Raw genomic sequence first — 21,530 nt, forward strand, 5'->3', positions numbered from 1 at the left:
TGGCGAGAATCTGTTGAGTAGTGGCACTGTCGCCGCTTCTGCAAGATCCTCCGGCCGCCTAGCGTCGAGGCCGTGACCAAGTTCCTCCTCGCCGTCCATGTCCTCGCGGCGATCGTCGCGATCGGTCCCGTCACCGTCGCCGCCAGCATGTTCCCGCCGGCCGCCCGCCGCGTCCTGGAAGCACCGGACGACGTCCGGGCCGCCGAGACCCTTCAGCTGCTGTACCGGATCTGCCGGGTGTACGCCGTCGTCGGCGTCGTCGTCCCCGTGTTCGGGTTCGCCACCGCGAGCAGCATGCATGTGCTGGGCAGCGCCTGGCTGATCACGTCGATCGCGCTCACCGCACTCGCGGCGGTCGTCCTCGCCCTACTGGTGCTGCCCCGGCAGGGCGCGCTGGTGGAGGGCGGCGGTACGGGGCGGGCCACCGCCCGACTCGCCATGTTCACGGGGGTGTTCAACCTGCTCTGGGCCGCCGTGACGGTCCTGATGATCATACGGCCGGGGTCGACGACCGGCGCCTGATCCCCTCTCCCTCCCGGTTTCCGGCGGAGCGGCCGCCGGGACCCGGGTGGGCGCCGGGCTTGCTCCACCCGTGGGTCCTGATCACGCGTTCGGCCGTATGCGGGCCGCTCAGGGCTTCTCTCCCCGCCCCGAGCCGCCAGGATGGCCCAAGGATCACGCCATGGTGCGGGCGAACCGCGAGCGTCTGGAGACACACACCGGTGACCGTTCTCAACGACCCCGAGCCCTCTGCCGTCCCCCATTACGACAGCGAGGTGCCGCTGCGAGGCCGGCAGCCCGGCAACGCCGTGGTGAAGTGGATGACGACCACCGACCACAAGACCATCGGCACCCTCTACCTGGTCACGTCGTTCGCGTTCTTCCTGATCGGTGGCGTGATGGCGCTGCTCATGCGCGCCGAGCTCGCCCGGCCGGGCCTGCAGATCGTCTCGAACGAGCAGTTCAACCAGGCGTTCACGATGCACGGCACCGTGATGCTGCTGATGTTCGCGACGCCGCTGTTCGCCGGCTTCACGAACTGGATCATGCCGCTGCAGATCGGTGCTCCGGACGTCGCCTTCCCGCGGCTGAACATGTTCGCCTACTGGCTGTACCTGTTCGGCTCGTCCATCGCGGTGGGCGGCTTCCTCACCCCGCAGGGCGCCGCCGACTTCGGCTGGTTCGCCTACTCCCCGCTGTCGGACGCGGTCCGCTCGCCGGGCCTCGGTTCCGACCTGTGGATCATGGGTCTGGCCTTCTCCGGCTTCGGCACCATCCTCGGCGCGGTCAACTTCATCACCACGATCGTCTGCATGCGCGCCCCCGGCATGACCATGTTCCGCATGCCGATCTTCGTGTGGAACGTGCTGCTGACCGCGGTCCTGGTCCTCTTCGCCTTCCCCGTCCTCGCCGCCGCGCTGTTCGCGCTGGAGGCGGACCGGAAGTTCGGGGCACACGTCTTCGACGCGGCGAACGGCGGAGCGCTGCTGTGGCAGCACCTCTTCTGGTTCTTCGGCCATCCGGAGGTGTACATCATCGCGCTGCCGTTCTTCGGCATCGCGACCGAGGTCATCCCGGTCTTCTCCCGCAAGCCGGTCTTCGGCTACATGGGCCTGGTCGCGGCGACCATCGCGATCGCCGGTCTGTCCATCACCGTCTGGGCGCACCACATGTACGTCACCGGCGGTGTGCTGCTGCCGTTCTTCTCCTTCATGACCTTCCTGATCGCGGTCCCGACCGGGGTGAAGTTCTTCAACTGGATCGGCACGATGTGGAAGGGCTCGGTGTCCTTCGAGACGCCGATGCTCTGGGCCACCGGCTTCCTCGTGACCTTCCTGTTCGGTGGTCTGACCGGTGTCATCCTGGCCTCGCCGCCGATGGACTTCCACGTCTCCGACTCGTACTTCGTGGTGGCCCACTTCCACTACGTGGTCTTCGGCACGGTCGTCTTCGCGATGTTCGCGGGCTTCCACTTCTGGTGGCCGAAGATGACGGGCAAGATGCTCGACGAGCGGCTCGGCAAGATCACCTTCTGGACGCTGTTCACCGGCTTCCACGGCACCTTCCTGGTCCAGCACTGGCTGGGCGCGGAGGGCATGCCGCGCCGTTACGCCGACTACCTGGCGACCGACGGCTTCACCGCCCTCAACACGGTCTCGTCGATCGGTTCGTTCCTGCTCGGCCTGTCGATCCTGCCCTTCCTCTACAACGTGTGGCGGACCGCCAGGTACGGCAAGCCGGTCGGCGTCGACGACCCGTGGGGCTACGGCCGTTCGCTGGAGTGGGCGACCTCCTGCCCGCCGCCGCGGCACAACTTCGTCACCCTGCCGCGGATCCGCAGCGAATCCCCGGCGTTCGACCTGCACCACCCCGACATCGCCCTCGCCGAGGCCGAGGCCCACGGCATCCACTCGTGACCGACGCGGAACACCAGGTGGGCGGCAGACCGCAGCAGGGAGCCGACGGGGACCTCTCTGACGAGGTGGCCGGGTACCTGCTGTGGCAGGCCAGGATCGCGGAGGCCGAACGGCGGGCCCGGGAGTTCACCGGCCGCATGGACTGGCTGACCACGTCCCAGCGGGACGAGGTCGAACGCCACTACGTCGAGGACAGCCTCAGGCAGGCCCGGCAGGACCTCGAACGGATCGCCGCCCGGTGCGTCTCCCTGCGGGGCGAGTACGAGCGGCGCTACCGCACACTGCGGACGCGCTGCGCGGGCTGGGCGCTGGCCGTGTGCGGGAGCGCCGCCTTCCTGGCGGCGGCGGTGTCACTGGGCCGCTGAGAGCCCCTTCTTCCCGCCCTGCGCCGCCGCCGTCAACGGGGTGGCGACGTCCTCCAGCGACCGGCGCTCCGCGCTCACCGCGCACACCACGGCCACCAGACCCGCCGCGCACATCAGGCCCGCGCCGATCTGGAAGGCCAGGACCGTGTCGGACACCTTCCCCGTCCCCGTCAGGTCGGCGAACAGGAGCGGGCCGCTGATGCCGCCGGCCGCCGTGCCCAGCGCGTAGAAGAAGGCGATCGACATCGCCCTCGTCTCCATCGGGAAGATCTCGGACACCGTCAGATAGGCGCTGGACGCTCCCGCCGACGCGAAGAACAGCACCCCGCACCAGCACGCCGTCAGCGTCCCCGCCGTGAGCACGCCCTGGTGGAACAGCCACGCCGTGAGGAACAGCAGCAGCCCCGACAGGAGGTACGTCGACGAGATCATCACCCGCCTGCCCACGGTGTCGAAGAGCTTGCCCAGCAGCAGGGGGCCGAGGAAGTTCCCGACCGCGATGACCACGAAGTAGTAACCCGTGTCGGCGGTCGGCACGTCGAAGAACTTCGTGAGGATCGTGCCGAAGCCGAAGGTGATCGCGTTGTAGAGGAACGCCTGGCCGACGAAGAGGGAGAAGCCGAGGACGGCCCGGCGCCGGTAGTCGTGGAAGACGGTGCGGGCGATCTCGCGGAAGGTGACGCCGGAGCGCGGGTGGATCACCAGTTCGCCCGCCGGTTCGGGCAGCGGCTCGCCCTTCTCGGCCTCCACCTGCTGCTCGATCGAGGAGACGATCTCCTCCGCCTCCCGCTCCCTGCCGTGGATCAGCAGCCAGCGCGGACTCTCCGGGACGTTCCGCCGTACCAGCAGGATGACCAGGCCGAGGACCACCCCCAGCGCGAAGGTCAGGCGCCAGCCCAGGCCCTTCGCCAGGAAGTCGGTGTCGAGCGCGACGATCGACAGCAGCGACCCGCCGACCGCGCCCACCCAGAAGCTGCCGTTGATGATCAGGTCGACCCGGCCCCGGTGGTAGGCCGGGATCAGTTCGTCGATCGCGGAGTTGATCGCCGCGTACTCGCCGCCGATGCCGAAGCCGGTCAGGAAACGGAAGACGAAGAACCACCAGGGGGCGAACGAGATCGAGGTCAGCGCGGTGGCCGCCAGATAGACCACCAGGGTGATCATGAAGAGCTTCTTGCGGCCGTGCCGGTCGGTCAGGCGGCCCCAGAAGAGGGCTCCGACGCAGGCGCCGGCCACGTACAGCGCGGCGGCCGTGCCGGTGACCTGGGAGGCGGAGATCGCCAGTCCGCTGCCCGGCTCCGACAGGCGGCTCGCGATGTTGCCCACGACCGTGACCTCGAGGCCGTCCAGGATCCAGACCGTGCCGAGGCCGATGACGATCGTCCAGTGCCAGCGCGACCAGGGCAGGCGGTCCAGGCGGGCCGGGATCCGGGTGGTGACCGTCCGGTCGCGGCCGGAGCCGCCGTCCGCCCCGTGCACACCCACGTCGGCACCCGTAGCCATCCGCGCCTCCTCGGCCGGGAAGTGAATCGAAACCCCCGTCGAGTGCCCCATCTCGGCCGGTCGAAGCGCCCTACGCGCCCAGCGCCCGCGACACCGTGAAGATCAGCACTCCGGCCAGCGACCCCACCACCGTGCCATTGATCCGGATGAACTGCAGGTCACGCCCGATGTGCGCCTCGATCTTCCGGGTGGTGTGCTCGGCGTCCCAGCCCGCCACGGTGTCGGTGATCAGGGAGGTGATCTCCTTGCGGTAGGTCGACACGACGTGCACGGCCGCGCCCTCGACCCAGCTGTCGACCTTGTCCTGCACCTTGGTCTCGCTCGCCATCCGGGCGCCCAGGGAGATCAGGGAGGCGCGGACGCGCAGCCGCAGCTCGCTGCGTTCGTCCTCGGCCGCGGACACGATCATGGACCGTACGGCCGTCCAGGCGGACGCGATCAGGTCCTGCACCTCGCCCCGGCCCAGGACCTCGCCCTTGAGCCGCTCGACCCGGGCCCGGGTGTCGGTGTCGGACTGGAGGTCGTTCGCGAAGTCCGAGAGGAAGCGGTCCAGGGCGCCGCGCGCCGGGTGCGAGGGCATGTCCCGCATCTCGGCGCAGAAGCGCAGCAGTTCCCTGTAGACGCGCTCGCCGACCTTGCGGTCCACGAACCGGGGCGTCCAGCCGGGCGCCCCGCCCTGCACGGCGTCCATCACCGAGTCCCCGTGCTGCACCAGCCAGTCGTACGCCCGGCTGACGACCAGGTCCACGGCCCGCCGGTGACCGCCGTCGGCCACGACCCGGTCCAGCATCTTGCCGATGCCCGGGGCGATCTCCTGGGCGTCGGCCCGCCGGGTGATCGCCTCGCCGACCACGGCCTGCACGTCGGAGTCGCGCAGCACGGTCAGGGCGCCGCGCAGCGCGGTCGCCAGCTCCGCCGTCACCCGGTCGGCGTTCTTCGGCTCCGCCAGCCACGCGCCGAGCCGGCCCGCGATGCCGACGGCGTGCAGCCGCTGCCGCACGACGTCCTGGGAGAGGAAGTTCTCGCCGACGAACTCGCCCAGCGAGACCCCCAGCTGGTCCTTCTTCGTCGGGATGATCGCGGTGTGCGGGATGGGCAGGCCGAGCGGGTGCCGGAACAGGGCGGTCACCGCGAACCAGTCGGCGAGCGCGCCGACCATGCCCGCCTCGGCCGCCGCGGCCACGTAGTCCGCCCAGGAGCCGGCACCCGCGCCGGACGCCCACTTGGCCAGCGCGTACACCAGGGCGACGAGCAGCAGCAGGCCGGTCGCCGTGGTCTTCATCCGCCGCACCCCGCGCTGCCGCTCCTCGTCGGCGGGTGTGAAGGCGTTCATGGACTTGTAGGACGGGGTGCTCCCCACGCGCCCCTCGGCCCGGCCCCCGGCCCGGCCGTCCGCCCCTCCGCCCACCCGGCCGTCGGTGTCCGGCGTTTCCGTGCGTTCCTCCATCTGCTCCACCCGTTCGCAGCCGGTCTCACCCTCTCGGTGATCCCGCACATATTGTCCCTTCCTGACCTACTCCTGGAACGGAACAAGAGTTCCCACCGTCTGTCTCTTCGGGAAACTCCGGCAGGCCGCCCGTCCGGGTCCTGCCCGTCGTTCGAGGAGAACTGAACACACATGCCCCGGCGTCACCACGGTTACGCCCTGCTCGGCGCGGTCCTCGCGCTGATCGTGGCCCTGTCCGCCGCCCTCTACGCCGGCGTCGCCGCCGGCGGTACGTCACGGAACGCCGTCGTCCCGGGCGGCCGCCCGCACGGCGTCTCGGCGGCGCCCGTCTCGGCCGGCACCTGGGTCGGCGCCTGGTCGGCGTCCCCGGTGGGCGGCGAACCCGGCACCGGGACCGACGGGCTGGCGGGCCGCTCGGTACGCAACGTCGTGCACACGACCGCGGCCGGCACGAGCGCCCGGATCACGCTCTCCAACCTGTACGGCCGGTCGGCGCTCACCCTCGGCCACGCCTCGATCGCCCTCGCGGCCGGCCATGACACGGCGGCGGCGCAGGCCGGGACGGTACGGCGGCTCACCTTCGGCGGCTCCACGTCCGTCGTGGTCCCGGCGGGCGGCCAGGTGGTCAGCGACGCGGTGCCGATCCGGGTGGAGCGGGGCGCGGACGTGCTGGTCACCACGTACTCCCCGACGCCGTCCGGGCCGGTGACCTATCACCCGAGGGCCCGCCAGGTGTCGTACGTGGCGGACGGCGACCGTACGGAGGACGCGGGGGCGGGCGCGTACACCGGGCAGACGCCGTACTGGCGGTATCTCACCGCGCTGGACGTGCTGAGCGGCGACTCCGAGGGCACGGTCGTGGTGTTCGGGGACTCGCTGACCGACGGGATCACCTCGACGGTGGGGGCGAACCGGCGCTGGCCGGACGTGCTCGCGGGGCGGCTGCGGCGGGCCGTGGCGGGGGGTTCCGGCGTGCCGCGCTACAGCGTGGTCAACGAGGGGATCAGCGGCAACCAGGTCCTCGCGGACGGACCGGGGCGGCCGGCGGAGAACGAGAGCGGCGTCGGGCGCTTCGCCCGTGACGTGCTGTCCCGGCCCGGCGTCAAGGTCGTCGTCGTCGACCTCGGGATCAACGACATCCTGCGCGAACGCCGGCCGACCGACCCCGACGCGGTCGTCGCGGGGCTGCGCGCGCTCGTCCGCGCGGCGCACGGGCGGGGGATCAAGGTGGTCGGGGCGACACTGATGCCCTTCCAGGGGCACCGTGGCTGGTCGGCAGCGAGGGAAACGGTTCGCCAGGAGATCAACGAGCGGATCCGGTCGGGGCGGGTGTTCGACGCGGTGACCGACTTCGACAGGGCGCTGCGGGATCCGTACGCGCCGGAGCGGCTCCGGCCGTACTACGACTCCGGCGACCACCTCCACCCGAACGACAGCGGGTTCGCGAAGATGGCGGAGACGTTCAGTCTGGCCGACCTGGGGGGCGGTGGGTCGGCGGCGCTGTGAGGCGGGGGCGGTGGTTGCCCGCGGGCCGGCGGGGGCTGGTCGCGCAGTTCCCCGCGTCCCCGGGCCCGACACCCCGCCGCCGACCGACAGGCACCCCCCGGGATCAGAGCCGGCCGTGCCTGCGCCGGTCACATACCTCGCGGACGGATACGGCCAGTGATCCCCCGCAGGCCGACGGGGGCTGGTCACGCAGTTCCCCGCGTCCCCGGGCCCGACACCCCGCCGCCGACCGACAGGCACCCCCCGGGATCAGAGCCGGCCGTGCCTGCGCCGGTCACGTTCCTCGCGGACGGATACGGCCAGTGATCCCCCGCAGGCCGGCGGGGGCTGGTCGCGCAGTTCCCCGCGTCCCCGGGCCCGACACCCCGCCGCCGGCCGACAGGCACCCCCCGGGATCAGAGCCGGCCGTGCCTGCGCCGGTCACGTTCCTCGCGGCGCTCCTCGCGCCACTCCCGGCGGGCCGCGTGGAGTTCGTGGCGGGAGGGGGTGCGGTCGAGTCGTTCCTGGCGGCGTTCCTCCTTGAGGCGTTGGCGTTCCGCCCGGGTGACCTTGTGCTCCACCTGGACGCCGCCCCAGAAGGCGAAGCCCGTCACGATCACGCGCGGCGCGGCCGGGTCCGGCGGGGTGCCGTCCTCGCGGTGGTCGAAGCCGCCCATGATGCCGATGCCGCGCATCACGACCTCGACACCCGGCGGCACGATCACGCTCATCCCGCCCATGATCGCGACGCAGTTGATCTCGATCTCGCGGTCCGCGAAGTTCGCCTCGCGCAGGTCGATCTCGCCGCCGCCCCAGAACGCGAGGCAGTTGAAGCGTTTGGGCGCCGTCCAGCGGCCCTTGCGCTGGAAACCGGACATCACGGCCACCGCCCAGGAGGACGAACCCTCGCCGCCGACGATCCGGCCCGCCCAACCGCCGCTCTCCGCCGGTGGTTTGCTCAGTGACACCGGCGCGGGCACGGCCGCCGAGGGGAGGTCCCTCGTGATCGGCGTCAGCTCACCGTACGTACGGGCCTTGTACGTCGCCTCCAGTCGCTCCTCGAACTCCGCCATGTCGAGCCGCCCCTCCGCGAGGGCGTCCCTGAGGATCTCCGAGACTCGTTCGCGGTCGGCGTCGGAGGCACGCAGCTCCGGGGCTTCGTCGGTCATGAGTGCAGACTACGAGTTCCGCTCGCCGGGCACTATGCTCCTGGGCGTCTCCAGGGACCGCAGCATCTTCGCGATCACCGTCTCGATGTCCGGTTCCCGGACGGAGAGGTCCACCAAGGGGTAGTCCGCCGCGATCCGCGCCACCAGCGGCGCCGCCGACTGAGACGCCGGGAACGCCAGCCACTGCCGCGGTCCCTCCACCTTCACCACCCGCGCCGACCCGCCGGCCTCGACCGGCGGCAGCTCCCGCTCCAGGTCCACCACCAGGGTCCGCTCGCTCTCCCCCGCCTCGTGCAGACCGGCGAGCGCACCGTCGTACACCAGCCGCCCGTGGTCGATGACCATCACGCGCGAGCACAACTGCTCGATGTCCTGGAGGTCGTGGGTGGTCAGCAGGACCGTGGTGCCGCGCTCGGCGTTCAGCTCCCGCAGGAACTCCCGGACCTTGGCCTTGGAGATGACGTCCAGACCGATCGTCGGCTCGTCCAGGTAGAGCACCTCCGGGTCGTGCAGCAGCGCGGCCACGATGTCGCCGCGCATCCGCTGGCCCAGCGACAGCTGCCGTACGGGTACGTCCAACAGGCTCTCCAGGGAGAGGAGTTCGACCAGCCGGTCCAGGTTCTCGCGGTACCGCGCGTCGGGGATGCGGTACATGCGGTGCATCAGGCGGTAGGAGTCGACGAGCGGCAGGTCCCACCACAGCGTCGTGCGCTGACCGAAGACGACACCGATGCGGTGGGCCAGTCTCGTGCGCTCGCGCGACGGGTCGATGCCCGCCACCCGCAGCCGGCCGCCGCTCGGCGTCAGGATCCCCGTGAGCATCTTGATCGTCGTCGACTTCCCGGCGCCGTTCGGGCCGATGTAACCGACCATCTCGCCACGCTCCACCGTGAAGGAGAGCGCGTCCACCGCCCGTACCTGCCGGCGCTCCCGTTTCAGGAAGCCGGTCTTGCGCCGGACCTCGAAGACCTTCTCGACCCGGTCCACTTCGATGAACACTGTCAACTCCCCGTGCTCCGATACGACCTGAGCCCCGCCCGCCACGCCAGCCCCGCCAACGCGCAGCACACCACCGCCACCACCGGCGCAGACCACGCCGTCCACTCCGGGAGCCGCAGCGGATACGGCCGCCCCAGCACGTACGCGGCCGGCACCCAGTTGACGAAGGCCAGCGGCACCAGGAAGGTCACCCCGCGGACGAAGTCCCTCCCGAACACCGTCGGCGGGTACTGGAGCAGCGTCGTACCGCCGTAGGTGAACGCGTTCTGCACCTCGGCCGCGTCCTGCGCCACGAACTGGAAGGTCGCGCCCACCAGGAACAGCGCGCAGAAGATCACCGCGCCGCTGAGCACGGACAACGGCACCAGCAGCACCTTCGCCGCCGTCCACTCGACGTGCACGGCGCACAGCGCGTACCCGAGCACCAGCCCGCCCTGGACCACCCGGCCGAGACGGCGCAGCGCGAACCGGTCCGCGCCGAGCTGCGCGAGCACCGGAGCCGGGCGCACCAGCAGGGTGTCGAAGGAGCCGTCGCGGATCCGCGCGCCCAGCACGTCCATCGACCCGAAGACCAGATCGGCCAGGCCGAACGCGGTCGTGGACAGCCCGTACAGGAAGGCCACCTCGGGCATGGTCCAGCCGCCGAGCCGGTCGACCTGCGTGAACATCAGCAGGATCGTGGCGAAGTCCAGGCCGGTCACCGTCAGATTGCCGACCAGCGTGAGGACGAAGGACGCGCGGTAGGTCAGGGAGGAGCGGATCCACATCCCGGCGATCAGCCGGTACGCCCGCACACCCTCCACCGGCCGGGACGCCCGCGGCCCGGCGGTGCCTTCCAGGACCCGCTCAGCCACCCTGCACCACCACCCGCCGGGTCGCCGCCGTCTGGATCAGCCGTCCCGCCGCCAGCAGCGCCACCGCCCACGCCGCCTGGAACGCGTACGCGCTCAGCGGAGCCGACTCCCCCAGCAGCACGTCCGCGGGCACCTGGAGCTGCGCCGCCCACGGCAGGGTCCGTACGACATCGCCCAGGGCGCCCGGGAAGACGTTCAGCGGCAGGGTCATGCCCGAGCAGAAGATCCCCAGGACCATCAGGACCTGGTTGACGCCCATGCCGTCCATCAGCCAGAACACGCTCAGCGCGGCCAGGTAGCGGATGCCGAAGCTGACGGTCATGGCCAGGAGCAGGGCGACCGCGAAGGCCACCCAGGTCGTCACGTCCCCCGGCAGGGCCATCGGGAAGAACAGCGCGCCGAAGGCGAAGGGGACCACCCCGCGGCCCAGCAGCTGGAACAGCGACCGGCCCAGGTCCGTCGCCAGCCACCACAGCTGGAGATCGGCCGGACGGTACAGGTCGATCGCGATCTCACCCGTACGGATCCGCTCCATCAGGTCCTTCTCCACGCCCCCGCCCTGGATGGCGAGCGTCGCGTAGAGGCACTGTCCGAGCCACACGTAGGTCACCGCCTGGGCCTGGTCATAGCCTCCGAGGTGCGGTTTCTCGTTCCACAGCGCCAGGTAGGTGTACACGAGGATGATCCCGAAGACGGTGTTGGTGAACACCCCGGCGGCGGTGGCCGTCCGATACGTCGCATACCGCCGGAAACCACCCACCGCGACGGCACCGTACAACCGTCCCGCACCCACGCCACAGCCCTCCTCGGCCGGCCGACCCGAAGCGCCGAAGCCTATGCGGAGGCAGGGCGCCCGCGCCTGCCGTTTTCCGGCACGCTCCCCTCTGCCCGCACGGGAGGAGCGATCACGACGACCGAGCGCGGCTGCCCGAACGAGGGACGGGCCCACGATGCCGCGCGGCCACCGTGCGCGAACTCACAGCAACCGGTCCCGCAGCCGAACTCCTCTAACAGGCTGACCAGTTCATCCGCACGGCACCCGTCCGTCCCGCCCGACACGTTTCGGCCACCCCGACGCGTGCCGTGGTCAGGGAACTGAACGACGGATGGGACAGTCTTCATCAAAGGAGGCATGAGTAGCCTCCGGTAACGAAGGCGCCGTAAGCGCCGAAGGCGTACCGGCCCCCGGGACGTACGACGCACCGCACCACAGGAGTCCGCGCACACCATGAGTGACGAGCCGCAGCCGCAGCAGCCGAACCAGAGCGGCGAAGGCCCGACGGACCCGCCCACGGCGGTCCAGGAGACGGAGGGGGGAGAGAAGAAGATGAAGCGGCCCAAGCGGACCGGATGGCGACGGATCGTCCCCACCTGGCGCATGCTCCTCGGCACCTTCGTGATCGGCGTACTCCTGCTGATCGGCCTGTTCTTCCTCGGCTACTCGATGGTGCAGATCCCGACGGCCAACGCGTTCGCCACCAAACAGAGCAACGTGTACCTGTACGCCGACGGCTCCCAGCTGGCCCGGGACGGCGAGGTCAACCGGGAGAACGTGGACCTCTCCCAGGTCTCCGTGGACGCCCAGCACGCCGTGCTCGCCGCCGAGGACCGCGACTTCTACACCGAGTCCGCCGTCGACCCCAAGGCGATGCTGCGCGCCGCCTGGAACACCGCCACCGGCAAGGGCACCCAGTCCGGCTCGACGATCACCCAGCAGTACGTGAAGAACTACTACCTCGCGCAGGAGCAGACCGTCACCCGAAAGGTGAAGGAGTTCTTCATCTCGATCAAGCTGGACCGCTCCGAGTCCAAGGCCCAGATCCTGGAGGGCTACCTCAACACCAGCTACTTCGGCCGCAACGCCTACGGCATCCAGGCCGCCGCCCAGGCCTACTACGGCAAGGACGCCGTCGACCTCGACCCGGCCCGCGCCGCCTACCTCGCGGCCCTGGTCAACGCGCCCAGCGAGTACGACGTCGTCGCCCACCCCGAGAACAAGGCCGCGGCCGTCGCCCGCTGGAACTACGTCCTGGACGGCATGGTCAAGAAGGGCTGGCTCAGCGAGTCGAAGCGGGCCGGCATGAAGTTCCCCATGCCCAGGGAGCAGACCGTCTCCACCGGCATGTCCGGGCAGCGCGGCTACCTCGTCGAGGCCGTCAAGAGCTACCTGATCAAGAACAAGATCGTCGACGCCGACGCCCTGGAGGCCGGCGGCTACCGCATCACCACCACCATCGAGAAGGACAAGCAGAACGCCTTCGTCAAGGCCGTCGACGACAAGCTGATCTCCCAGCTCGACAAGAAGAACCACAAGGCCGACACCTACGTGCGCGCCGGCGGCGCCTCGGTCGACCCGAAGACCGGCAAGGTCGTCGCCATGTACGGCGGCATCGACTACGTGAAGCAGTACACCAACGGCGCCACCCGCGGTGACTTCCAGGTCGGCTCCACCTTCAAGCCGTTCGTGTTCGCCTCCGCCGTCGACAACGGCTCCACCACCCAGTCCGGCCAGACCATCACCCCGAACACCTACTACGACGGCACCAACAAGCGCCCCGTCCAGGGCTGGCCCGGCGACAGCTACGCACCGGAGAACGAGGACGAGAAGTCCTACGGCGAGATCACCGTCCGCAAGGCCACCGACCTGTCGGTGAACGCGGTGTACGCGCAGATGGCCGTCGACGTCGGCCCGTCCAAGGTCAAGCAGACCGCCGTCGGCCTGGGCATCCCCTCCGACACCAAGGACCTCCAGCCCTACCCGTCCATCGCGCTCGGCACCGCGACCGCGAGCGTCCTGGACATGGCGGAGGCGTACGCCACCCTCGCCAACCACGGCAGGCACGGCACGTACACGATGGTCGAGAAGGTCACCAAGGACGGCACGCAGGAGATCGAACTGCCGGCGTCCGCCACCAAGCAGGCCGTCAGCCGCCAGGCCGCCGACACCACGACCTCGGTCCTGCAGAGCGTGGTCGACAACGGCACCGCCACCGCCGCCCAGGCCGCGGGCCGGCCCGCGGCCGGCAAGACCGGCACCGCCGAGGAGGACACCGCCGCCTGGTTCGCGGGCTACACCCCCGACCTCGCCACCGTCGTCTCCGTGATGGGCCAGGACCCGGTGACCGCCGCCCACAAGCCGCTCTACGGCGCGCTCGGCCTGGAACGCATCAACGGCGGCGGGGCCCCGACCGAGATCTGGGCGCAGTACACCAAGGCCGCCCTCAAGGGCGTCGTGGCCTCCGCCTTCGACCTCGACCTCCAGCCCGGGGCCGAGACCGTGGCCCCGGCCACCCAGAACCCGGCCACCCCGGGCACCGGCGGCCAGGACAACGGCGGCACCACCGGCGAGAACCAGGACAACGGCGGCACCACCGGCGGCGAGCAGGACAACGGCGGGACGACGGACGGCAACACCACCGCGGGCACCACCGACGGGGGCACCACCGACGGCTCCACCACCGACGGGTCCACCACGCCCGGGACGACGACCTCCGGCACCGACTCCGGCACGACGACCTCGGGCACCGACTCGGGCACGTCCACCGGCACCACCACCGACGGCACCAGTACCGGCACGACGGCCGGAACCGGCGACGGCGGCGCCACGACCGGAACGACGGCGGGCGACGGCGGCGGCGGCTTCGGACTCCCCTAGGACCTGTGCCCCGCCCGGTCAGTGACCGCCGGTCGCCTTGAGCCCCACCACCGCGACCAGCAGCAGGCACACGAAGAAGATCCGCGCGGCGGTGGCCGGCTCCCCCAGCACCAGCATGCCGAACACCGCCGCCCCGGCCGCCCCGATCCCCACCCAGACGCCGTACGCGGTACCGATGGGCAGGCTCCGGGCGGCGTACGAGAGCAGCAGCATGCTGGCGACGATCCCGCCGCCGGTGAGCAGGCCGGGGACGAGCCGGGTGAACCCGTCGGTGTACTTCATCCCGACCGACCAGCCGACCTCCAGCAGACCGGCGACGACGAGCAGAACCCAGGCCATGACGGACACCTCCGAGACGTTCGCGGAACGGGGTGCGTCGTCTTTGCCTGCACGGTCCCGGTACGGCGCGTCTCGTCGGGCTGGCTCCTTCGAACTTAGCAAAGGAACGACAAGGGGGCCTGGTGACCGCAGTCACCAGGCCCCTTCGGTCACTGAATCACAGATACAGGCCGGTCGAGTCCTCCGAACCCTCGAACCGGTCGGCGGCCACCGCGTGCAGATCGCGCTCACGCATCAGCACATAGGCCACCCCGCGCACCTCGACCTCGGCACGGTCCTCCGGGTCGTACAGCACCCGGTCACCCGGCTCCACCGTACGCACGTTCTGCCCGACCGCGACCACCTCGGCCCAGGCCAGCCGGCGCCCCACGGCCGCCGTGGCGGGAATGAGGATGCCACCGCCGGACCGCCGCTCACCCTCGCCGGTCTCCTGCTTGACCAGCACACGGTCGTGCAGCATCCGGATGGGCAGCTTGTCGTGATGGGTGTCGTTTCTGTTGGCGCTCACGCCTTTGAACCTACCTGCTTCCGCTCAGCGCTTGCGTCGTCGGCCACGGAACACGAGCAGACCGACCACGCCCACGGCGACCAGCGCGACGGGCACGACACGCTCCAGGCGCGGCGCGCCCTCCTCGTCCACGAACTGCGCCCGCACATCGCTCACGGCCCGGTTGACCTGGACGTAGGCCCGCCCGAGCGTGTGATCGACGTTGGCCGCCACCTTGGCCTTCGCATCGCCGACGATGGTCTTCGGGTGCACCCGCACCCCGATCTCGTCCAGCGTCTCGGCCAGCACACCGCGGCGTCGCTTGATGTCCGCCTCGATCTGCGCCGGGGTTCTGGTGTCCGACGTGTCCGCCACCGTGGGCCCTCCGAAGTCTCCCGTGCTCCCTGTCCTGGACAGTCTGTCAGCTCTCGCCGCCACCGCACTGTCAGGACCCCCCGTTACGCTGGACCGATGAGCGAGCGACTCCAGCCCGGGGACGTAGCCCCCGACTTCACCCTCCCCGACGCCGACGGCAACGAGGTGTCCCTCTCCGCCCGCAAGGGCCGCAAGGTCATCGTCTACTTCTACCCGGCGGCGCTGACGCCGGGCTGCACGAAGCAGGCCTGCGACTTCACGGACAACCTCGACCTGCTGGCCGGCGCGGGCTACGACGTCATCGGCGTCTCCCCCGACCAGCCGGAGAAACTCGGCAAGTTCCGCGACAAGGAGAACCTCAAGGTCACCCTCGTCGCCGACCCCGACAAGAAGGTCCTGGACGCGTACGGCGCGTACGGCGAGAAGATGAACTACGGCAAGACGTACCTGGGCGTCATCCGCTCCACGGTCATCGTGGACGAGCAGGGCAAGGTCGAACGGGCCCTCTACAACGTCCGCGCCACCGGCCACGTAGCCAAGATCATCAAGGACCTGGGCATCTGACAACCCCCTGTTCCGCCCAACGGCCCGCCCCGGAAGCCCCGGCGCGGGCCGCTCCCCCTTCTGCGGGCGTGACTGTCCGACAACCGGTTCATTACTCCGTACGGGCTGCGACCGCGCAGCCGGAACGGAGGGGACTCGATGGGAGCGAGTGCGTACACCAGGGAGCGGCTGGAGGGGGCGGCCCGGCTGTGCTCCAGCATCGATGAAGTGATCGCCCACTCCGGCAGCGAGCCCGGTGCCAGACTCGATCGCTGCCTCCGCAAGCGCTTCGCCCACGTCGGGATCGGCATCTCGCATTCTCGTGACTCCGGCCGTCAACCATGCCCCGGGGCCGACGACTTGCGCGCGGCGGTGGCCGAGTCGGTCTCCATCGCCGGGACACCGCGCCTGCCGCGGCGCCCGGATACCGGCACACGGCGTGCGCTGCTGACGGGGGTGGATCGCCGAGGAAGGACTCGCCACCACGCACTCCGCTGTGGCCGAACTGCCACGCGATCACCGGCACCTGGTGCAGAGGTGGCAATCAACGCCGTCCACATTCCGGGTAGCATGGGCGACCACGCGGCCGTTGCTGAATGGTATAAGCAGAGGTTTTAGGTGCCTCGGGGCATTTGCCCATGTGGGTTCGACTCCCATCGGCCGCACCCACAGAGGGGCCGCCCTCCCGGGCGGCCCCCGCGCGTCTCAGCCCAACAGCTCCCGCACCACCGGCACCAGCCCGCGGAACGCCTTCCCCCGGTGACTGATCGCGTTCTTCTCGTCGGGGGTCAGTTCCGCGCACGTCCGCGTCTCGCCCTCCGGCTGGAGGATCGGGTCGTAGCCGAAGCCGTTCGTGCCGGAGGGGGCGTGGCGGAGGGCGCCTCGCAGTTGGCCCTCGACCACGCGTTCCGTGCCGTCCGGCAACACCAGCGCCGCCGCGCAGGCGAAGTGGGCGCCCCTGTGCTCCTCGGCGATGTCGGAGAGCTGGGCCAGGAGGAGGTCCAGGTTGGCCTTGTCGTCGCCGTGGCGGCCGGCCCAGCGGGCGGAGAAGATGCCTGGGGCGCCGCCCAGGACGTCGACGCAGAGGCCGGAGTCGTCGGCGACCGCCGGGAGGCCCGTCGCCCGGGCGAGGGCGTGGGCCTTGAGGAGCGCGTTCTCGGCGAAGGTGACGCCCGTCTCCTTGACGTCGGGGATGTCGGGGTACGCGCCGGCGCCCACCAGTTCGTGGGGCAGTCCCGCCTCGGCGAGGATCGCGTGGAGTTCGGTGATTTTGCCGGCGTTGCGGGTGGCGAGGATCAGGCGGGTCGTCATGGTGGGAAGTATCCCAAGGGCCGGGCCCGGCGGTTACGGGGTGCAGACCTTGGTGAGTTCGCCGGCCGCGTCGGTGACCGGGGTGACGTCGGGCGTCGAGTCGCCGTTCCTGATGGCCGTACGGACGTTGTCGACGGCCTTGTCGAGGTCGTCGACGGCCTTGTTGACGTCGGCGTCGTCCGTCTTGTCGCCGATCTTCTTCAGGTTGGTCTGGATCGAGTCGAGGGAGGCGTCGGCCCGGGTGGGGTCGTTCGCCGCGTTCTCCACGGCCTGCTGCAGGTCGGTGACGCTGTCGGCGATGGAGTCGGCGGTCTGGACGCAGTCCAGGGCCTTGTTCACGGCGTCGCAGCCGGTGAGCAGTGCGCCGGCGAGTGCGGTGGTCGCGGCTACGGCGGCGATGGCGGTGCTGCGGCCTCGGCGTCGGCTGGCGGCCATGACGGTGTTCCCCTCCCATTGGGTACGACTGGCCGAGCGCACGGTTGTTCACGCCGTGCGCCCGTACCTATGGGGACGCGGGGCCGCTCGCCCTGGTTGCCCCGCCGTACCTCGGCTTTTTGGTCTCCCTTTACTTTGCCGGGAGGGTGGCTTCGAGCGCGGCCCGCTGGATGGCGGCGAGGTCGGTGCAGCCGGCGACGGCGAGGTCGAGGAGGGCGTTGAGTTCGTCGCGGGCGAAGGGTTCGGCCTCGGCGGTGCCCTGGACCTCGACGAAGCGGCCGTCGCCGGTGCAGACGACGTTCATGTCGGTCTCGGCCCTGACGTCCTCCTCGTAGCAGAGGTCGAGGAGGGGGACCTTGCCGACGATGCCGACGGAGACGGCCGAGACGGTGCCGGTGAGGGGCTGGCGGCCCGCCTTGACGAGCTTGCGCTCCTTGGCCCAGGTGATGGCGTCGGCCAGTGCCACGTAAGCGCCGGTGATCGCGGCGGTGCGGGTGCCGCCGTCGGCCTGGAGGACGTCGCAGTCGAGGACGACGGTGTTCTCGCCGAGGGCCTTGTAGTCGATGACCGCCCGCAGGGAGCGGCCGATGAGGCGGGAGATCTCGTGGGTGCGGCCGCCGATCTTGCCCCTGACGGACTCGCGGTCGCCGCGGGTGTTGGTGGCACGGGGAAGCATGGAGTACTCCGCGGTGACCCAGCCCTCGCCGCTGCCCTTGCGCCAGCGGGGGACGCCTTCGGTGACGGAGGCGGTGCAGAAGACCCTGGTGTCGCCGAAGGAGACGAGGACGGAGCCCTCGGCGTGCTTGCTCCAGCCGCGTTCGATGGTGACCGGGCGGAGTTGTTCGGGGGTGCGGCCGTCGATTCGAGACATGGCGAAGAGCCTATCGGGAGTGGCAGAAGGGGCTCGTCCCCAGGAGGGGGGAGCCCCTTCGGGTGAGCCCGGGGCTCACATCATGTCTTCGATCTCCGCGGCGATCGGGTCGGCGTCGGTGCCGATGACGACCTGGATGGCGGTGCCCATCTTGACGACGCCGTGGGCTCCGGCGGCCTTCAGGGCGGCGTCGTCGACCTTCGAGGCGTCGTGCACCTCGGTGCGCAGCCGGGTGATGCAGCCTTCGATCTCGTCGATGTTCTCGATTCCGCCGAGGCCGGCGACGATCTTCTCAGCCTTGCTGGCCATGTTCCTTCTCCCTGATCCGAACCGCTTTGTCGCAGTAACCCACAGTTGGCCCAACTTTTCGAGCGGCCGTGCCGCGCCTGCCGAATGATGGCGAGCACTGCGGCGGAACCGTCGTCAACTGGTCTACACCAGCGGATGCGCGGTCGCCAAACCCCTGGGGTGGAGCCGAGCGGCCCGGAGGACGTGTCCATGAGTGCCGAGAGCGCCGACAGCACGGTCAGTCCCGGACGGGAGCGGTGGAACGCTCTTTTCCAGGGGTTGCAGAAGATGGGGCGGAGTCTGCAGCTGCCGATCGCGGTGCTGCCGGCGGCGGGGATCCTGAACCGGCTGGGGCAGCCTGACGTCTTCGGCGACCAGGGGCTCGGCTGGACCGATGTCTCCAAGGTGATGCAGGGCGCGGGCGGCGCGCTGCTCGACGGGTCGGTCGGGCTTCCGTTGCTCTTCTGCGTGGGCGTCGCGATCGGGATGGCGAAGAAGGCGGACGGGTCGACGGCGCTGGCGGCGGTGGCCGGCTTCCTCGTCTACTACGGGGTGCTGCACCAGTTCCCGCAGGACTGTCCCGGCGGGTCGAGGGCGCTGCCGGGGATCGGCTGCCAGGTGAGCGACGGCTCGGTGTCGACGTTCACGTTCCAGAACCCGGGGGTGTTCGGCGGGATCGCGATGGGGCTGCTGACCGCGTACTTCTGGGCTCGTTTCCACCGTACGCGGCTGGTGGACTGGCTCGGTTTCTTCAACGGCCGGCGGCTGGTGCCGATCATCATGTCGTTCGTCGCGATCGTCTTCGCTGTGCTGTGCCTGTGGGTGTGGCCGCCGGTCGGTGACGGGCTGGAGAGTTTCAGCGGCTGGCTGCGGGACGCGGGCGCCTGGGGTGCGGGGGTGTTCGGGGTCGCGAACCGGGCGCTGCTCGTCATCGGGCTGCACCAGTTCCTGAACGTGCCCATCTGGTTCCAGTTCGGCAGTTACACCACGCCGGCGGGTCTGACGGTGCACGGGGACATCAACATGTTCCTGGCGGGCGATCCGGATGCGGGTCAGTTCACGTCGGGGTTCTTCCCGATCATGATGTTCGCGTTGCCGGCCGCGGCGCTGGCCATCACGCACTGCGCGAAGCCGCACCGGCGCAAGGAGATCGGCGGTCTGATGCTGTCGGTGGCGCTGACGTCGTTCGTCACGGGGATCACCGAGCCGCTGGAGTACTCGTTCCTCTTCATCGCGCCGTTGCTGTACGCGGTGCACGCGGTGCTGACGGGGGTGTCGATGGCGGTGACGTGGGGGCTCGGGGTGCACGACGGGTTCAGCTTCTCGGCGGGGCTCATCGACTACGTCATCAACTGGAACCTGGCGACCAGGCCGTGGGCCATCGTCCCGATCGGTCTGTGCTTCGCGGTGGTCTACTACGTGATCTTCCGGTTCGCCATCACGCGGTTCGATCTGAAGACCCCGGGGAGGGAGCCGGAGGACGAGGTGGAGGACGTCACCAAGGCTTAGCCGGAGCGTCCCCGGACGGAGTACAAATCGTGACTCTCCCGTTGCGGAATTGACGGGTTCCTTATAACGCCCCCATCGTGTACAACAGGTCTACACCACTGAGTGGTGTAGACCACCACCGATGGAGGAAGTATGACAACCGCCACCACGACGGCGGCTCCCACAAAGAAGTGGGGATCCGGTCTGTTCCAGGGCCTGCAGAAGGTTGGCCGCAGCCTTCAGCTCCCGATCGCCGTACTCCCGGCCGCGGGTCTGCTGCTCCGCTTCGGTCAGCAGGACATCCACGACAAGCTGCATCTGCCCGACAAGGTCACCGCGGTGTTCGCGACGGCCGGTGGCGCGATCTTCGACAACCTTCCGATGCTGTTCTGCATCGGTGTCGCGATCGGCTTCGCCAAGAAGTCGGACGGCTCCACCGCACTGGCCGCCCTGGTCGGCTTCCTGGTCTACGCCAACGTCCTCAAGGCGTTCCCGGTCACCGAGGCGAAGGTGCAGGCCGGCGCCGACATAGCGGCGACCTACAACAACCCCGGCGTGCTGGGCGGCCTGGTGATGGGCCTGCTCGGCGCGGTGGTCTGGCAGCGCTTCCATCGGACCAAGCTGGTGGACTGGCTGGGCTTCTTCAACGGCCGCAGGCTCGTCCCGATCATCATGGCCTTCGTCGGCACGATCATGGGCGTCTTCTTCGGCCTCATCTGGGAGCCGATCGGTGAGGGCATCTCGAACTTCGGCGAGTGGATCACCGGTCTCGGTGCCTTCGGTGCCGGTCTGTTCGGTCTGATCAACCGCGCGCTGATCCCGGTCGGCATGCACCAGTTCGTGAACACCGTCTCCTGGTTCCAGATCGGTGACTTCAAGGACGCCTCCGGCCAGATCGTCCACGGTGACCTCACCCGCTTCTTCGCCGGTGACCCGACGGCCGGTCAGTTCATGTCCGGCTTCTTCCCCATCATGATGTTCGGCCTGCCGGCCGCCGCCCTCGCCATCGCGCACACCGCCCGCCCGGAGCGCCGCGCGGCCGTGATGGGCATGATGATGTCGATGGCGCTGACCTCGTTCGTGACCGGTGTCACCGAGCCGATCGAGTTCACCTTCATGTTCATCGCGCCGCTGCTGTACGTGATCCACGCGGTGCTGACCGCCCTGTCCATGGCGATCACCTGGGCGCTCGGGGTGCATGCGGGCTTCACCTTCTCGGCGGGTGTGATCGACTACGCCCTGAACTGGAACCTGGCGACCAAGCCCTGGCTGATCATCCCGATCGGCCTGGTGTTCGGAGCGATCTACTACTTCGTCTTCCGGTTCGCGATCGTCCGGTTCAACCTCCCCACCCCGGGCCGCGAGCCCGAGGAGGAGGTCGAGGACCTCACGAAGGCCTGAGTCCGGCCTTGTCATGACGAGGCCCCCGCAGCCCGGCGGCTGCGGGGGCCTTTGCCGTACCTACGGGCCTGAACTCCGTGGTGCGACGTCGTACGGCG

21 protein-coding genes, 1 tRNA gene and 1 riboswitch are annotated in these 21,530 nt (G+C 70.0%); of the genes, 9 read left to right on the forward strand and 13 right to left on the reverse strand.

Annotation, left to right across the window (positions count from 1 at the left end; all coding sequences use genetic code 11):
• The first annotated feature begins 72 nt into the window (after window positions 1-72).
• The 3 genes from ACFXI4_RS06975 (at window position 73) to ACFXI4_RS06985 (ending at window position 2,782) form a co-directional block, all read left to right on the forward strand.
• Window positions 73-522, forward strand: coding sequence for a hypothetical protein (locus ACFXI4_RS06975; protein ID WP_384988724.1), 450 nt, complete (start codon window positions 73-75; stop codon window positions 520-522).
• 200 nt (window positions 523-722) lie between these two features.
• Entirely contained in the window at window positions 723-2,417 is a 1,695-nt protein-coding gene (gene ctaD / locus ACFXI4_RS06980; RefSeq protein WP_384988725.1) for a cytochrome c oxidase subunit I, read from the forward strand.
• On the forward strand, window positions 2,414-2,782 hold the full coding sequence (locus ACFXI4_RS06985) for a cytochrome C oxidase subunit I (RefSeq protein ID WP_384988726.1): 369 nt from the start codon (window positions 2,414-2,416) through the stop codon (window positions 2,780-2,782). The genes ctaD and ACFXI4_RS06985 overlap by 4 nt, the downstream gene beginning before the upstream one ends.
• On the opposite strand, the gene ACFXI4_RS06990 is transcribed toward ACFXI4_RS06985, so the two are convergent.
• Both ACFXI4_RS06990 and ACFXI4_RS06995 read right to left on the reverse strand, forming a co-directional pair.
• Window positions 2,768-4,285, reverse strand: coding sequence for an MFS transporter (locus ACFXI4_RS06990; protein WP_384988727.1), 1,518 nt, complete (start codon window positions 4,283-4,285; stop codon window positions 2,768-2,770). The two genes, ACFXI4_RS06985 and ACFXI4_RS06990, sit on opposite strands and share 15 nt — an antisense overlap.
• 70 nt (window positions 4,286-4,355) lie before the next feature.
• Window positions 4,356-5,732 (reverse strand): DUF445 domain-containing protein, encoded by a 1,377-nt coding sequence (locus tag ACFXI4_RS06995; RefSeq protein WP_384988826.1) that lies wholly within the window; start codon window positions 5,730-5,732, stop codon window positions 4,356-4,358.
• A gap of 171 nt (window positions 5,733-5,903) precedes the next feature.
• Here ACFXI4_RS06995 and ACFXI4_RS07000 point away from each other — a divergent pair, with 171 nt between their 5' ends.
• A complete protein-coding gene (locus ACFXI4_RS07000; RefSeq protein ID WP_384988728.1) occupies window positions 5,904-7,238 on the forward strand; it encodes an SGNH/GDSL hydrolase family protein in 1,335 nt (444 codons plus the stop codon).
• 395 nt (window positions 7,239-7,633) lie between these two features.
• Here ACFXI4_RS07000 and ACFXI4_RS07005 read toward each other — a convergent pair whose 3' ends face one another.
• The 4 genes from ACFXI4_RS07005 to ACFXI4_RS07020 form a co-directional block, all read right to left on the reverse strand.
• Entirely contained in the window at window positions 7,634-8,386 is a 753-nt protein-coding gene (locus ACFXI4_RS07005; protein ID WP_384988729.1) for a DUF1707 domain-containing protein, read from the reverse strand.
• A 9-nt stretch (window positions 8,387-8,395) separates the two neighbouring features.
• Window positions 8,396-9,430 (reverse strand): ATP-binding cassette domain-containing protein, encoded by a 1,035-nt coding sequence (locus tag ACFXI4_RS07010; protein WP_362713292.1) that lies wholly within the window; start codon window positions 9,428-9,430, stop codon window positions 8,396-8,398.
• Complete coding sequence (locus ACFXI4_RS07015) at window positions 9,388-10,152, reverse strand: ABC transporter permease (RefSeq protein ID WP_384988827.1); 765 nt, start codon at window positions 10,150-10,152, stop codon at window positions 9,388-9,390. The genes ACFXI4_RS07010 and ACFXI4_RS07015 overlap by 43 nt, the downstream gene beginning before the upstream one ends.
• 79 nt (window positions 10,153-10,231) lie before the next feature.
• Window positions 10,232-11,032 carry an ABC transporter permease gene (locus tag ACFXI4_RS07020; protein WP_384988730.1) on the reverse strand — a complete coding sequence of 267 codons (801 nt, stop codon included), beginning with the start codon at window positions 11,030-11,032 and terminating at the stop codon, window positions 10,232-10,234.
• Window positions 11,033-11,467: 435 nt separating this feature from the next.
• Here ACFXI4_RS07020 and ACFXI4_RS07025 point away from each other — a divergent pair, with 435 nt between their 5' ends.
• Entirely contained in the window at window positions 11,468-13,894 is a 2,427-nt protein-coding gene (locus tag ACFXI4_RS07025; RefSeq protein ID WP_384988731.1) for a transglycosylase domain-containing protein, read from the forward strand.
• A gap of 18 nt (window positions 13,895-13,912) precedes the next feature.
• Here the strand turns inward: ACFXI4_RS07025 and ACFXI4_RS07030 are convergent, their stop codons facing one another.
• The 3 genes from ACFXI4_RS07030 to ACFXI4_RS07040 form a co-directional block, all read right to left on the reverse strand.
• The gene (locus ACFXI4_RS07030; protein ID WP_384988732.1) at window positions 13,913-14,233 is read right to left on the reverse strand and encodes a DMT family transporter; all 321 of its coding nucleotides are present in this window, start codon (window positions 14,231-14,233) and stop codon (window positions 13,913-13,915) included.
• Between the two features lie 31 nt (window positions 14,234-14,264).
• Window positions 14,265-14,333, reverse strand: a riboswitch (guanidine-III (ykkC-III) riboswitch).
• 57 nt (window positions 14,334-14,390) lie between these two features.
• Window positions 14,391-14,693, reverse strand: coding sequence for a GroES family chaperonin (locus ACFXI4_RS07035; RefSeq protein ID WP_382536575.1), 303 nt, complete (start codon window positions 14,691-14,693; stop codon window positions 14,391-14,393).
• Between the two features lie 72 nt (window positions 14,694-14,765).
• A complete protein-coding gene (locus ACFXI4_RS07040; protein ID WP_362713299.1) occupies window positions 14,766-15,095 on the reverse strand; it encodes a DUF3618 domain-containing protein in 330 nt (109 codons plus the stop codon).
• A gap of 96 nt (window positions 15,096-15,191) precedes the next feature.
• Between ACFXI4_RS07040 and bcp the strand changes: the two genes are divergently transcribed.
• Both bcp and ACFXI4_RS07050 read left to right on the forward strand, forming a co-directional pair.
• Window positions 15,192-15,659: a thioredoxin-dependent thiol peroxidase gene (bcp, locus tag ACFXI4_RS07045; protein ID WP_362713301.1), complete on the forward strand. Its 468-nt coding sequence runs from the start codon at window positions 15,192-15,194 to the stop codon at window positions 15,657-15,659.
• A gap of 561 nt (window positions 15,660-16,220) precedes the next feature.
• Window positions 16,221-16,303, forward strand: a tRNA-Leu gene (locus ACFXI4_RS07050).
• Between the two features lie 40 nt (window positions 16,304-16,343).
• Here the strand turns inward: ACFXI4_RS07050 and rdgB are convergent.
• The 4 genes from rdgB to ACFXI4_RS07070 all read right to left on the reverse strand — a co-directional run bounded on the left by rdgB (window position 16,344) and on the right by ACFXI4_RS07070 (window position 18,564).
• On the reverse strand, window positions 16,344-16,949 hold the full coding sequence (gene rdgB, locus ACFXI4_RS07055; RefSeq protein ID WP_384988733.1) for an RdgB/HAM1 family non-canonical purine NTP pyrophosphatase: 606 nt from the start codon (window positions 16,947-16,949) through the stop codon (window positions 16,344-16,346).
• Window positions 16,950-16,982: 33 nt separating this feature from the next.
• Window positions 16,983-17,384, reverse strand: coding sequence for a hypothetical protein (locus ACFXI4_RS07060; protein WP_384988734.1), 402 nt, complete (start codon window positions 17,382-17,384; stop codon window positions 16,983-16,985).
• 130 nt (window positions 17,385-17,514) lie between these two features.
• On the reverse strand, window positions 17,515-18,255 hold the full coding sequence (gene rph, locus ACFXI4_RS07065; RefSeq protein WP_384988735.1) for a ribonuclease PH: 741 nt from the start codon (window positions 18,253-18,255) through the stop codon (window positions 17,515-17,517).
• A gap of 75 nt (window positions 18,256-18,330) precedes the next feature.
• Window positions 18,331-18,564 (reverse strand): glucose PTS transporter subunit EIIB, encoded by a 234-nt coding sequence (locus tag ACFXI4_RS07070; RefSeq protein ID WP_234544142.1) that lies wholly within the window; start codon window positions 18,562-18,564, stop codon window positions 18,331-18,333.
• A 189-nt stretch (window positions 18,565-18,753) separates the two neighbouring features.
• Here ACFXI4_RS07070 and ACFXI4_RS07075 point away from each other — a divergent pair, with 189 nt between their 5' ends.
• Window positions 18,754-20,052 carry a PTS transporter subunit EIIC gene (locus ACFXI4_RS07075; RefSeq protein ID WP_384988736.1) on the forward strand — a complete coding sequence of 433 codons (1,299 nt, stop codon included), beginning with the start codon at window positions 18,754-18,756 and terminating at the stop codon, window positions 20,050-20,052.
• Window positions 20,053-20,184: 132 nt separating this feature from the next.
• Window positions 20,185-21,432 (forward strand): PTS transporter subunit EIIC, encoded by a 1,248-nt coding sequence (locus ACFXI4_RS07080; RefSeq protein WP_384988737.1) that lies wholly within the window; start codon window positions 20,185-20,187, stop codon window positions 21,430-21,432.
• The last annotated feature ends 98 nt before the right edge of the window (window positions 21,433-21,530 follow it).

Origin of the sequence: Streptomyces sp. NPDC059224 (assembly GCF_042754285.1) — a bacterium.
In the GTDB taxonomy this organism is placed as follows: domain Bacteria; phylum Actinomycetota; class Actinomycetes; order Streptomycetales; family Streptomycetaceae; genus Streptomyces.